The sequence below is a fragment of the Flavobacterium panici genome (assembly GCF_903819335.1).
GTDB lineage: Bacteria > Bacteroidota > Bacteroidia > Flavobacteriales > Flavobacteriaceae > Flavobacterium > Flavobacterium panici.
On the sequence record NZ_CAIJDE010000050.1, the window covers coordinates 60,814 to 74,891 of the forward strand.

Annotated in this window: 8 protein-coding genes; 6 read left to right on the top strand and 2 right to left on the bottom strand. The window is 32.6% G+C overall.

Translation table 11 applies throughout. From position 1 onward, the window contains the following. The first annotated feature begins 12 nt into the window (after positions 1 to 12). The 3 genes from FLAPXU55_RS16700 to FLAPXU55_RS16710 all read left to right on the top strand — a co-directional run bounded on the left by FLAPXU55_RS16700 (position 13) and on the right by FLAPXU55_RS16710 (position 2,833). Positions 13 to 1,278: a sensor histidine kinase gene (locus tag FLAPXU55_RS16700; RefSeq protein ID WP_180859589.1), complete on the top strand. Its 1,266-nt coding sequence runs from the start codon at positions 13 to 15 to the stop codon at positions 1,276 to 1,278. Continuing rightward, complete coding sequence (locus tag FLAPXU55_RS16705; RefSeq protein WP_053473822.1) at positions 1,275 to 1,961, top strand: response regulator transcription factor; 687 nt, start codon at positions 1,275 to 1,277, stop codon at positions 1,959 to 1,961. Before FLAPXU55_RS16700 ends, FLAPXU55_RS16705 begins: the two co-directional genes overlap by 4 nt. Positions 1,962 to 2,068: 107 nt before the next feature. Beyond that, complete coding sequence (locus tag FLAPXU55_RS16710; protein WP_180859590.1) at positions 2,069 to 2,833, top strand: MBL fold metallo-hydrolase; 765 nt, start codon at positions 2,069 to 2,071, stop codon at positions 2,831 to 2,833. A 1-nt stretch (position 2,834) separates the two neighbouring features. Here the strand turns inward: FLAPXU55_RS16710 and FLAPXU55_RS16715 are convergent, their stop codons facing one another. Beyond that, positions 2,835 to 5,039 (bottom strand): B12-binding domain-containing radical SAM protein, encoded by a 2,205-nt coding sequence (locus FLAPXU55_RS16715; RefSeq protein WP_180859591.1) that lies wholly within the window; start codon positions 5,037 to 5,039, stop codon positions 2,835 to 2,837. A gap of 132 nt (positions 5,040 to 5,171) precedes the next feature. Between FLAPXU55_RS16715 and FLAPXU55_RS16720 the strand changes: the two genes are divergently transcribed. Beyond that, positions 5,172 to 9,227 (top strand): DUF7948 domain-containing protein, encoded by a 4,056-nt coding sequence (locus FLAPXU55_RS16720; protein ID WP_180859592.1) that lies wholly within the window; start codon positions 5,172 to 5,174, stop codon positions 9,225 to 9,227. A 73-nt stretch (positions 9,228 to 9,300) separates the two neighbouring features. Here the strand turns inward: FLAPXU55_RS16720 and FLAPXU55_RS16725 are convergent, their stop codons facing one another. After that, positions 9,301 to 10,578 carry an MFS transporter gene (locus FLAPXU55_RS16725; RefSeq protein ID WP_053473817.1) on the bottom strand — a complete coding sequence of 426 codons (1,278 nt, stop codon included), beginning with the start codon at positions 10,576 to 10,578 and terminating at the stop codon, positions 9,301 to 9,303. A gap of 271 nt (positions 10,579 to 10,849) precedes the next feature. On the opposite strand from FLAPXU55_RS16725, the gene bshC reads away from it, so the two are divergent. Next, positions 10,850 to 12,439: a bacillithiol biosynthesis cysteine-adding enzyme BshC gene (gene bshC / locus FLAPXU55_RS16730; protein ID WP_180859593.1), complete on the top strand. Its 1,590-nt coding sequence runs from the start codon at positions 10,850 to 10,852 to the stop codon at positions 12,437 to 12,439. Between the two features lie 207 nt (positions 12,440 to 12,646). After that, positions 12,647 to 13,918, top strand: coding sequence for an acyltransferase family protein (locus tag FLAPXU55_RS16735; RefSeq protein WP_180859594.1), 1,272 nt, complete (start codon positions 12,647 to 12,649; stop codon positions 13,916 to 13,918). The last annotated feature ends 160 nt before the right edge of the window (positions 13,919 to 14,078 follow it).

Here is a 14,078-nt window from a genome sequence, read left to right on the forward strand (position 1 = left end):
AAGTCTGTTTTCTTGAAAATTAATAAACTCAATAGTATTATCGTTCTGGGATTGGTCGCCATAATTAGTATTTTGGTGGCGCAATTGCTTTGGACAAAAGAGGCTTTTACGATAGAGCAGAAAAAGCTGAGTCAAAAAGCGCATATCGCTCTTCTTGAGGTTGCTAAAAAACTATACGAAGGAACCAGTCACGAACTTCCGGCACAAAGTCCTGTGCAGAAAATTTCAAATGATTATTATATTGTAAATGTCGACAATGACTTTGAACCTGATATTTTAGAATTTTATCTAAAAACAGAATTCAAAAAAATGAATATTACGACTGATTTTGAATATGCGATGTACAATTGCCAGAGTGACGAAATGATTTACGGCGATTATATTTCTTTATCGAAAAAAAAATCGGAATGCAAAAAGACGGTTTATTTCCCCAAACATAAAAATTTAGTCTACTATTTTGCGGTTCGTTTTCCTAATGAAACGACTTATTTATTTAGTTCGATGCGGTTTTGGTTTGTGCTTTCGATTATGTTGATCTTGATTTTGTTGATTTACGTTTATTCGATTTTTACGCTTTTACAGCAAAAAAAATATTCTGAATTACAGCGTGACTTTATCAATAATATGACGCATGAATTTAAAACGCCTTTGTCTTCTATTTTAATTGCGTCGAAATATTTAAGTGAACAAAATCCTATTAAGGACGATAAAAAACTGCATACTTATACAGAGATTATTATTAATCAAAGTAATAAGCTGAATCATCATATTGAGAAGATTTTAAATATTGCGAAATCAGATTATGCGCCTTTAGAATTAAAAAAGGAACATGTTTTAATTATTCCGGTTATTGAAGAAGCGATTGAAAATATCCAATTAAAATATCCTGAAGCGATTATTACTATTGAAAGTCCTTCTCAGGAATATTTATTAGAAACAGATGTTTTTCATTTTGGCAATCTAATTTACAACCTTTTAGATAATGCGGTAAAATACTGCAATAAAAAGCCTGAAATTACGATTAGAATTTATGAGGATAATTCCATTTTAAAATTAGAGTTTGTCGATAACGGGATTGGAATTTCTACTAAAAAATTATCTTATATATTTGATAAGTTTTACCGAATTCAAAACGAAAAGAGTAATGAAGTAAATGGTTTTGGACTTGGTTTATATTACGTAAAAGAAATATGCAGTTTGCAAAACTGGAAAATAAAAGCTGAAAATAATACTGAAAACGGAGTTACTATAACTTTGTCTATTCCTTATAAGAAATGAAAAATTTCAAGATACTTTATACCGAAGATGACGAAACGCTGGCGTTTTTGACCAAAGATAATTTGGAACAAAATAATTATGAAGTGGTTCATTGTACGAATGGAAAATCTGGTTTGGAAACTTTCAAAAATGAAGATTTTGATATTTGTATTTTTGATATTATGATGCCGAAAATGGACGGTTTTGAACTGGCTGAAGAAGTCCGGAAAATTGATACTGATGTTCCGATTATTTTTCTTTCGGCTAAAACTTTGAAAGAAGATCGTATAAAAGGACTTCGCCTTGGTGCCGATGATTATTTGGTAAAGCCTTTTAGTATTGAAGAATTAATTTTGAAAATTGAGGTTTTCCTGAAACGTTCTCAGAAAAATAATAAAGTCGAAAAATCGGTTTATGAGATTGGAAAATATCAATTTGATACCAAAAATTTTATTCTTTTTAATGATGAAGAAAAAGTCGGTCTTACACAACGTGAAGCCGAATTGCTAAAATTGTTTCTTGACAATAAAAATTTAGTTTTAAAAAGAGAGCAGATTTTAACTGCACTTTGGGGAACTGATGATTATTTTATGGGAAGAAGTCTTGATGTTTTTATTTCGCGCCTGCGTAAAATTTTATCAAACGAAAAAGGCATTTCGATTGAAAACCTGCACGGAATTGGTTTTAGGTTTTCTATAGCGTAATTGTAAAGTGTATTCTTTCAAATAATCACAATTCTGTTAAAAATAAAGAATAATCTGTAAATAGATTTTGAAAAATCTTTGTATTTTTAAGTTCTAATTTTCCAAATATGAAAATACATCATTTGCGAAATGCCACATTGGTTATTGAGACAGAAAAGCATGTTATTCTTGTAGATCCGATGTTAGGAAAGAGAAAAACAATTGCTCCTTTTACTATTTTTCGTTACAATCCAAAACGCAATCCTCTAGTGGCCCTGCCTAAAAACAGCAGGGAAATTTTGAGCAATGTTACGCATTGTTTAATTACGCATTTACACCCGGATCATATTGATAAAGCCGGAGAAGTATTTTTAAGAAGAAAAAGTATACCGGTAATCTGTAGCGCTAAAGATGAAAAAACTCTTTTGCAAAGAGGTCTTAATATTGTACAAACTTTAAATTATTGGGAACCTCAGCCTTTTTTAGATGGAAGAATTATTGGAATTCCTGCTCTTCATGGTTACGGCTGGATTGCAAAATTGATGGGAAATGTAATGGGATTTTACATTGAACTTGCAAACGAAAAATCGGTTTATATAAGTTCTGACACTATTTTTACAGATGATGTTCAAAAAGCATTAATCGAACTCAAACCCGATATTGCAACTGTTGCCTGCGGAACTGCCAGATTAGATATTGGACAGCCTTTGTTAATGCGAATGAATGATATTTTGAAGTTTACAGCTCTTGCTCCCGGAAAAGTTTTTGCCAATCATCTTGAAGCTTTAAATCACTGCCCAACCACTCGTGAGGAATTAAGAAAGGCATTAACTGAAAATAATCTTTTGTATAAAGTTGCTATTCCGAGTGACGGAACTAGTGTAGATTATTGATCTATAAAACTAACAACCCAAACTCTCTCAAAGTATTAATTGGTTTTGAATACCAAAATAATTCAAAATCCTTTAATAAAGTTTCAAAATCATTTTTGACTTCCTGAAAAGTATAATTTTTAGCGTTTGAAATTGAAATTTTGCTTAAAATATCAATTAACCATTCACCTTCTTCTTTACTGGTTTGAATGGTGAAGCTTTCTTTTTTATCATGAAAAGTCAAAGACATCATTTCCCAGCTTCTTCCTTTTTTTGATTTGGTAAAGATTTCAGCCGAAGGTTTTCCGCCAAGCCAAACAACTTTCGCATTTGGTTTTGTATTGAAATCATTTTGTTCTTCGAGTGCATTAAAAATAAAATCGGGATGAATTTTTGTTTTCGGAATCTTGAAATCGAACCAATCTTGCAGTTCGTAATCAAAACAGATTCCGTGCATGAAATTGAAAAGTGATTTCTTTAAGCCGAAGCTGAATTTATCGTGATTGATTCCTGTTGAATCGGTATATTCAATATCGTTATTGGCAAAAGTTCCAATAACCTCTATTTTTTTAGTAACACCAAATTGCTCCGGATATAATCCAACCGGACTATGAGCAGTTAAGGCAAACTGATGCCAAAATCCTGATTGCAAAACTCCGGCTTCAAATAATTGGCGAACCATTTCAAGACTGTCAATCGTTTCCTGAATGGTTTGCGTAGGATATCCGTACATTAAATATGCATGAACCATAATTCCGGCTTCAGTAAAATTTCGGGTTACTTTTGCAACTTGTTCTACCGTTACACCTTTGTCTATTAACTTCAATAATCTATCCGAAGCCACTTCTAAACCTCCCGAAACAGCAATACAACCGGAAGCTTTTAGTAGTAAACATAAATCTTTAGAAAAACTTTTTTCAAAACGAATGTTTGTCCACCATGTTACAGCTAGTTTACGTTTTAAAATTTCGAGTGCCAAAGCTCGCATTAAAGCCGGCGGTGCAGCTTCATCAACAAAATGAAATCCGTTTTGACCCGTTTGCAGAATCAATTCTTCCATTCGGTTGCAAAGTAAACTTGCCGCAACGGGCTCGTAAACTTTAATATAATCAAGTGAAATGTCACAAAATGTACATTTTCCCCAATAACAGCCATGAGCCATTGTAAGCTTATTCCAACGTCCGTCGCTCCACATTCTATGCATCGGATTTACAATTTCGATAACCGAAATGTATTTATCCAAAGGAAGATCTGAATAATCCGGCGTTCCTACATAGGCTTGTTTGTAGTCGTGTTTTAAGGAATTGTTTTTGTAGACAACTTCTCCATTTTCTAATAAGAAAGTTCTTTTATAAGAATTGTAATTTGGATTTTCTAAATTGAAAATTAATTCTTCAATTGGAACTTCTCCATCATCTAAAGTAATAAAATCAAAAAACTTAAAAACTCGTTTATCCGAAAGTGAACGTAATTCAGTATTTGGAAAACCACCGCCCATTGAAATTTTAATTTCGGGATGATTTTGTTTTACCCATTGTGCAGATCTAAATGCGCTGTATAAATTTCCAGGAAATGGAACAGAAATTAAAAACAATGTAGGTTTTACAGCTTCTATCTTTTCTTTTAAAAGTGAAATTAAAATCGAATCGATATAAGTTGGTTCTTGCTGTAAAGCGTTGTATAATTCATCAAAAGAATTGGCACTTCGGCCTAAACGCTCGGCATATCGGCTAAAGCCAAAATTTTCGTCGACACATTCTACAATAAAATCCGAAATATCTTCAAGATACAAAGTCGCCAAATGTTTTGCTTTGTCCTGCGTTCCCATTGTTCCGAAAGCCCAATCGAGTTCTTCTAACTGTGCAAAACGAGAAGCTTCCGGCAAAAAATCTTCCTGACAAATCTGCAAAGCCAAAGTTGGATTTTTTCCCTGCAAAAACTGAATTACAGGATCAATCGTTTTAATATATTCATCCTGCAAAGCAAAAATACGTTTGGAGTTATCAGAAATAGTATTTCCAACAACTTCAAACTTGAAACCTGAAACCTGAAACAAATCAGAAAGTCCTTTCTTCGAAAACAATTCTAAAATGACATCAATTCCCAAATCTGCCTGAACCGATTCGATATTTTTTGTATTCAGAAAACCTTTTATATACGCCGTTGCCGGATACGGAGTATTCAGTTGGGTAAATGGCGGTGTTATTACAAAAAGTTTTGTTTTCAAAAGAATTTATTTTTTGCAAAAATACGGGATATTTGGAGACTTTTTAGGAAAAGATTTTATTGGTTTATGTTTTGGTTTTTTGGTTTTGTATTGTAGATAATTAATTACATTTGCGGCAGTCAAATTAATCAGATGAAGCATAAATTACTTTTCGTTTTCTTTATAATTACGATTCAATTATTTTCTCAAAATAAAAATCAATCTATTGGTTTTAAAGAGAACAAAGGCCAAATTGTAGATCAAAAAGGAAAACCAAATACTGCTGTAAAATATTTACTGAACACTAACGGGCTTAATGTTCAGTTAAAGAAAAATGGATTTTCGTATGATATTTATGAAGTTAAAAAAACGCCTTTTATACCTTCAAAAACAGCAAAGACACTTCCCGATTTAAATCCTCGAAAAGACCATCAAGAAAAGCCCGAGTTTAATTTAGAATATATTTTTCATAGGATAGACATTGACTTTGTAAATTCAAACTCAAAAGTTGAATTAATTTCAGAACAAAAATCAACTGATTTTGATAACTATTATAATGTTCCAAATAAACCAGAAGGCATTATTGGTGTTTATCAATTTAAACAAGTTACTTATAAAAATATTTACCCAAATATTGATGTTGTTTTTACAATCCCAAATGATCCTAAAAAAACCGTTGAATACAATTTTGTAATTCATCCTCAAGGGAAAATTTCTGATATTCAGTTAAAATTTAATGGTGCTGAAACTGATTTGGTGGATAATAAAATCCAAATAAATGTTCGTTTTGGGAAGATGGAGGAAACACTTCCTGCGAGTTGGATTGAGGATCAGGGAACTAAAAAAGAAATTGAAGTTGGATATACTAAAATTAAGAAGAATGTTTATGGGTTTAGCAGTTCTAATAATGATTCTGATAGAACAGTAATTATTGATCCTGTACCAACTAGACTCTGGGGAACTTTTTATGGAGACCATACTGGTTCAGGCCAAGTACTAAGTAATTCAAGTATCAGCACAGATTCTTTTGGAAATATATATGTGGCTGGAAGTACAAATGCTCAAAATTCATCATATGCCACAACAGGGGCACATCAAACGACACAATCTTCCTCATATTTAAATGGTATTATTGAAAAATTTAGTCCCAATGGAAATCGTTTATGGGGAACTTATTATGGCGGTCAAAATTATTGTGCCATATCTGATATAAAAATAGATTTTCAGGATAATGTGATTGTAATGGGTACAACTCAAGATCCAACTAACATAAGTACAGTAGGATCATACAAACCAAATTTAGGAGGTTATCAAGATGCCTTTTTGGCAAAATTTAATAATTCTGGCGTTAGGTTATGGGCAACCTATTTTGGTGGTGAATATGAGGATTCGGGATTTGCAATAGATGTTGATAACAACAATAACATTTATATGATTGGTCTTACTAACAGCACAACAGGGATTGCTATAAACAGCAAATTTCAAACACATATAAATGTAGATCCTGCTTTCTCTAATACAATTGATGGGTTTCTAACTAAATTTGGACCTACAGGTAATTTAATTTGGAGTACTTATGTAGGAGGAGAAAATCGTGATATGCTGAATGATATTGTAGTCAAAAACAATTTCTTAGTTATTGGCGGCACAACATATAGTTTTAACAATGTTTCTACCCCAGGGGTTTTTCAGGAGTTACATGACCCAATTACTCATCCCGATGGAGTTGTATACAAATTTTCACTAAACGGAGATAGAATATGGGCAACCTATTACGGAGGCGAACAGATTGAGGATATATATGCAGTCGAAATTGATGATGAAAACAACATTTATATAGGTGGTGAAACTGCCAGCAATAATAATATAACAACTTCTAACAGCTTTGAAAGCAGTAACCCTTTTTCATACAAAGGTTTTTTTGCCAAATTAAATACCAACGGAAAAAGAATCTGGGGCACTTATATTGGTGAAGCTCATATTTATTCTATTGTTTTTAGAAACAATTCAATATATCTTGGTGCTACAAATTTTGGATTTTCTTATTCAAGATTAACAACTCCATGCTCTTATAGATCAAATAAACATTTTGAAAGTTATATTGCTAAATTTTCTAAAGAAGCAGATTTTATTTGGGGAACTGATATTGGAGGAAACTCTTATCATAGTCCCACAAAAATTGCATTAGACCAAAACAATAACATATTTGCAAGTAGTATATCAAGTGAAAATAATGGTATTGCAGATGCGATTTCTTATCAATCTAACGTTCTTGGAACTCATAATTATTTTTTAATGAAATTTGAGGAGCCTATTATACTTGGTATACCTAAGGCTGAAAGCAACTCCCCAGTCTGCATCGACAAAACATTAGAGCTTAAAGCATCGGGTGGAACAAATTATTTATGGACAGGCCCAAACGGATTTACATCAACAGATCAAAATCCAACAATTACAAATGCAACAACTGCTAATAGTGGAGAATATAGCTGCTTAATAACTGGAACTGGCGGCTGCGATGACACTAAAAAAATTACTGTTGTTATTGGAGATATAGAAGCTCCTGTTCCTACTATAACAACTTTACCAACAATTACTGGCGATTGTAATACCATCATAAATACAATCCCAACCGCTGTGGATGCCTGTGCCGGACAAATTACAGGAACAACTACAAGTCCGTTATCTTATAACTTACCGGGAACTTATACAATTGTATGGAATTATGACGATGGCAATGGAAATTCATCAAAACAAAATCAAATTGTTACAATTACAAATCAGCCATTGCCAGTTGCAAATTCTCCACAAACTTTCTGTGTTGACAAAAACGCTACATTAAACGACATTCAAATTACTGGCCAAAACATTAAATGGTATAGCAACTTAACAGCAGGAACACTTATATCACCTACAACTGTAGCTCAGGATAAAGCAACATATTATGCTTCACAAACCATAAACGGCTGCGAAAGTGAAAGAGTTCCTGTTACAATTAACATTCAGGTCACTTTTCCTCCAACAGGAAATGTAAATCAACCATTTTGTTCAGGACAAAATCCAACTATTGCAGATATTCAGGTTATGGGAACTGCAATAAAATGGTATGATGCAGTAAGTAACGGTTCTTTATTAGCAGAAACTACAAATCTGGTTAATGGGCAAACTTATTATGCATCGCAAACAGAAAATAATTGTGAAAGTCAAAGACTTGGAGTTACTGTTTCAATAGTAAATACACCTTCTGCACCAGTCTTAAATGGAAGTACAGCATTCTGCAAGAAAGAAAATGCCATATTATCCGACATACAAATTTCTGGGCAAAATATAAAATGGTATGATACTAATTTCTCTGCTGCCAGTTTGCCAAATACTACTTTATTAGAAGATAATAGAACATACTATGCTTCACAAACAATTGGGTGTGAAGGGGACAGAACCCCTGTTTTAGTTCGTGTTTATGATACTCCGCTACCAACCGGAGACAATAATAAACAATTTTGTATTGATGAAATTGCTACAATTGAAAATATTGCTATAACAGGAACATCTCTTAAATGGTATGATGCAGCAACAAATGGAAACAGTTTATCAGAAACAACTTTATTACAAAACGGCATTTATTATGTAACGCAAACTCTAAATAATTGTGAAAGTGAAAGATTTGCCGTTACTGTAAAAATTCAGGATACTCAAATTCCAATTGCAGATTCACCACAGATATTCTGCATTCAAAAAAATGCATCAATTAATGATATTGATATTACAGGACAAAATATAAAATGGTTTGAGAGTATTTCTTCAAATAGTACTTTATCCGAATCAACACTGCTTGAAAACGGACACACTTATTATGCTTCGCAAACAATCAGTAATTGTGAAAGCGACAGAATTCCAGTTATGATAAATATTCTGGGAGCTACAACTGGGGATTGTATAAATTTTGTTGATGAACTGCCTTTTCCAAAATTCTTTACACCAAATAATGACAACTTTAATGATCATTGGACAATTGATTCAGCTTATTTAGCTCCAAACACAGCAATTAGAATATTTGATCGTTATGGAAAATTAATAAAAGAATTAGCTCCAAATGCTTCTTGGGATGGAACTTATCTTGGTCATCAGGAACCAGCATCCGATTATTGGTTTACTGTTACAAGATTAAACGGAACAGAATTTAGAGGACATTTTAGTTTAAAAAGATAATTTCAAATAAAAAGGCGCAGATTAAAAACCTACGCCTGTTTTTATTTCAAAAATTTAAAAATTCTATTATTATTTAAAATTTATGTTCCTCTTTGCTAATTACCAAAAATGAAACTAAAGAAATAAACGCTGCAATCGTTAAGTACAAACCAACATAACTTACATCATAAGTTTTGGCTAACCAAATAGCTATCATAGGCGCAAAAGCTGCTCCCAGAATTCCTGCTAAATTAAACGTTAATGATGCTCCAGAATAACGAACATTTGTTGGAAACAACTCCGACAGAAAAGTTCCTAAAGGCCCATAAGTGAATCCCATTAAAGCCATTCCGATACAAGCGAAAGTAGTAACTAAAACAATATTTCCTGAACTTAAAAAATAAGAAAAGAAAAATCCGAAAATCGCAATAGCCGCTGTAGCTATAATAAGCATTTTGCGTCGGCCAATTTTATCTGCAACTACAGCCGAAACCGGAATGAAAATAGCAAAAAACAATACCGAAAATAACTGTATTAATAATCCGTTTCTTTTAACAATCCCTAAATCTGAAGTTGCCCAGCTTAATGTAAAAACAGTCATCAAATAAAAAACTAAAAATGTTGTAATGGCTGCAAAGGTTCCAAAAATCAATTGGTTTTTATATGATTTCACAATTGTTAAAAAAGGAACTTTAACTTCTTCCTGTTCTTTTTTAGAATTTTCGAAAGATGGAGTTTCTGTAATTTTTGTTCGGATATAAAACCCAACAACAACCAATAATGAACTGGCAATAAACGGAATTCTCCAGCCATAATCCATAAAATCTTCATTGCTCATGGAATCGGTTAACAATAAAAAAGTTCCGCCAGAAAGCAGCAATCCTATTGGAGCGCCCAGTTGTGGGAACATTCCGTACCAGGCACGTTTATTTGGCGGTGCATTTTCTATCGCTAATAAAACAGCACCTCCCCATTCTCCGCCTAAACCAACGCCTTGCCCAAATCGGCATAACATTAATAATAACGGAGCTGCGACACCAATACTGGCATAACTTGGCAAAAAACCTATTGTAACAGTCGAAATACCCATCGTCAATAAAGCTGCAACCAAAGTAAATTTACGCCCGATTTTATCTCCATAATGTCCGAAAAAGGCAGAACCTAACGGACGTGATAAAAACGCAATTGAAAAAGTGGCTAAAGATTCCAGAGTCGCCATTGTCGAATCTGAACCGGGAAAAAATAATTGAGGAAAAACCAAAACCGCAGCATTGGCATAAATATAAAAATCAAAAAATTCAATTGTGGTGCCAATTAGGCTTCCAAAAAGAACATGTTTAAGTGAGTTCTTCTTTTTAGGGTTTGTTTCCATTCAAAATCAGGTATATCTTTTTTTGTCTACAAAAATATAGTTTCGTTATTAATATTTCACATTTAAGACAATTAGTTTCGAAACACATCTGTATTTTTAACAAATTTCATGTATTTAGCATTTTAAACTATGTTTAATTTACTCAAAATTAAAAACCTGATTACAGGAACTTTAAAACAAAAAATAAAAATCAATCTTAAGCAATAGTTAAAACCGATTTTAACTGTATATTTTCATTAAATTTACAGCTGTCAAAAATAAATTTAAAATTATGCCTACCGACTGTATCAGCTATCAAACTTCTGGATATTTCTCTAAATTGATACAAGATTATTTAGATCAGAAATCAGAATTGAAACCGCTGTACAACAATTTCCCAACATTGGAGAATTTCGAAAAACAAATTGCCGAAAAAGCAGGTAACTTTGATAACAGCAACCGAATTCCTTTGGTTACCACTTTAAAAAAGCAATATCAAAGCATCGAAATTTCTGATTCGACAAAACAAAATATTGAGCTTTTAGCGCTCGAAAATACTTTCACAATTACAACCGGACATCAGTTAAATTTATTTAGCGGGCCTTTGTATTTCTTATATAAAATCATTTCGACCATTAATCTTACCAAAGAATTAAAATCGAAATATCCGTCGTACAATTTTGTTCCCATTTATTGGATGGCGACCGAAGATCATGATTTTGAAGAAATAAACTATTTTAATTTTAAAGGCAAAAAATTCAGATGGAACAAAGAAAGTAACGGTCCCGTTGGCCGACTTTCAACTGAAGGTTTAGATGAATTCTTTGAAATTTATTCATTAGAATTAGGTTCAAGCACAAATGCCAATACTTTAAAAAAGCTTTTTCAAGATGCTTATTTAAAACACGATAATCTGGCCGATGCAACCCGTTTTTTAGCGAACAGTTTATTTGCTAATTACGGTTTAGTAATTATAGACGCTGACGATGCCGATTTAAAACGTGCTTTTATTCCGTATGCAAAAGAAGAATTAGAAAAACAGACTTCATACAAAGCGGTTCAGGAAACAATTGAACAATTGAAAGACTATACGGTTCAGGTAAATCCGCGTGAGATTAATTTATTTTATATTGAAGATAATCTGCGCGAAAGAATCATTTTTGAAGAAGATAAATACATTGTAAACAACACAAAAATCTCCTTTTCTAAAGAACAAATTCTTTCTGAATTAGAAAATCATCCTGAAAAATTCAGCCCAAATGTTATCATGCGTCCGCTTTATCAGGAAATTATTCTTCCAAATCTATGTTATATTGGTGGAGGCGGAGAAATTGCTTATTGGCTGGAATTAAAATCTTTTTTTGATGCCGTAAAAATTACTTTTCCAATGATTTTGGTTCGTAACTCTGTTCTTTTGGCAACCGAAAAACAAGGAAAAAAAGCAGATCAATTAAACTTAAGCTGGAGCGATCTTTTTACCAAACAAGAAAATTTAGTAAACGCGATTACACACAAAATTTCTGCATTTCCAATTGATTTAACACCTCAAAAAGAAATATTGAAAACCCAATTTCAATATCTTTATGAATTAGCAGATCAAACTGATAAATCTTTTTCAGGAGCAGTAAAAGCACAGGAAGTAAAACAGAAAAAAGGTCTTGAAAATTTAGAAAAGCGTTTATTAAAAGCACAAAAAAGAAAACTAAGCGATCAATTGCAACGCGTTACTGACTTACAATGCGAACTATTCCCAAATAATAGTTTACAGGAGCGTCAAAGTAATTTTTCAGAATTTTATCTGGAAAAAGGCGAACAATTAGTTCCGCTTTTATTGCAAAAATTGAAACCTTTAGAAATGAATTTTAACATCATAACAATTTAAAATAGTTTGCCACTATTTCACGAATTTACACAGATTATTTTCTTGTAAAGGATAGAAATTAGTGTAAATTCGTGAAATTCGGGGCAGAAAAAATAATAAAATATAATAATTCTTGAGAACCAAATAACCACCTATCTTCTCAAAATTATTATTTCAAACCAAATAGCGATTTTTAAAAATATTAACTAACCAATTTACCCAAAACCAATGGTAAAAGAACGCTTAATTTCGCTAGATGTCTTTCGTGGACTAACAATTTTATTAATGACCATTGTAAACAACCCCGGAGACTGGGGCCATGTTTTCCCGCCATTATTACACGCCGAATGGCACGGCTGCACACCAACCGATTTAGTATTTCCGTTTTTCGTTTTTATAATGGGAGTTGCCGTTCCGCTTGCAATGCCTGATAAATTTTATGACGGCACCACTTTCAACAAAATTTTAATTCGTTCTTTGCGAATGCTTTGTTTGGGTATTTTCTTCAACTTTTTCGGGAAAATCCAATTATTCGGACTGGAAGGAATTCCGCTTTTAATTGTCCGACTTGCCATTACTATTGGAGTTGGTTATGCTTTAATGGGAAATTTCAGTTCAAAAATCAAAAACATTCTGGCATTTTCAATTCTGATAATTTATCTGTTTCTCGCTTACAGCGGTATCGAAGCTTACAGTGATGTTAGACTTCCGGGAGTTTTACAACGAATTGCAATTGTTTATTTTGTAGTTTCTCTTTTGTATTTAAAAACTTCTCAAAAAACGCAGATCATAACCGGAATCGTTTTGTTATTAGGATATTGGGCAATCATGACTTTAATCCCTGTTCCCGGAATTGGCGATGCAAATCTGGATAAAGGAACAAATCTTGCTTCATGGCTGGACAGCGTTTTACTAAAAGGACATATGTATCGTGGAACCGTAACGTGGGATCCGGAAGGAATTTTAAGCACACTTCCGTCAATCGTAAACGGAATTATCGGTTTATTAATTGGTCAATTATTACAGCAAAACTTTCCAAAAACTAAAAAAGCACAAAAAATGGCAATCGCAGGAGTTGCGTTAATTATTGTTGGTTTGCTTTGGAATATTGTTTTCCCGATAAACAAATCACTTTGGACAAGCAGTTATGTTTTATACACTACCGGATTAGCCACAACATTTTTAGCAATTTTATATTACATAATTGATATCGCCGATTATAAAAAAGGATTCAAACCTTTCTTAATTTGGGGTGTAAACCCAATGATCGTTTTCTTTACTTCGCAGATAATTCCACAGGCATTAGTAATGATTGAGTTTCAAAACCCACATAAAACCGAAGAGAAAATTAATTTATTAAATTACCTGTACAGCTTTTGGATTGCACCATTTTTCAGCAATCCTATGACAGCTTCATTAGCCGGTGCATTAGTTTATGTTTGTATCTGGACGTTTATTTTATGGATATTCTATAGAAACAAATTAATATTCAAAGTATAAATTTCTTAACCATATAAGTAATATAAGTTCATTTTAGAAATACGTCATACTTTGCGGAGATATTCTGTACGAAGTATTTAAATGAACTTATATTACTTATATGGTTTAAAAAAAAGCTTTTCTTGGCTAAAACATCATTCTACCATGTTTTAATTACGAA

What these genes read in the sequence shown, in the direction of transcription:
- FLAPXU55_RS16710 (WP_180859590.1), top strand. Translation starts at nt 2,069, where the DNA reads ATGAAAATACATCATTTGCGAAATGCCACATTGGTTATTGAGACAGAA.
- FLAPXU55_RS16735 (WP_180859594.1), top strand. Translation starts at nt 12,647, where the DNA reads ATGGTAAAAGAACGCTTAATTTCGCTAGATGTCTTTCGTGGACTAACA.
- FLAPXU55_RS16720 (WP_180859592.1), top strand. Translation starts at nt 5,172, where the DNA reads ATGAAGCATAAATTACTTTTCGTTTTCTTTATAATTACGATTCAATTA.
- FLAPXU55_RS16705 (WP_053473822.1), top strand. Translation starts at nt 1,275, where the DNA reads ATGAAAAATTTCAAGATACTTTATACCGAAGATGACGAAACGCTGGCG.
- bshC (WP_180859593.1), top strand. Translation starts at nt 10,850, where the DNA reads ATGCCTACCGACTGTATCAGCTATCAAACTTCTGGATATTTCTCTAAA.
- FLAPXU55_RS16725 (WP_053473817.1), bottom strand. Translation starts at nt 10,578, where the DNA reads ATGGAAACAAACCCTAAAAAGAAGAACTCACTTAAACATGTTCTTTTT.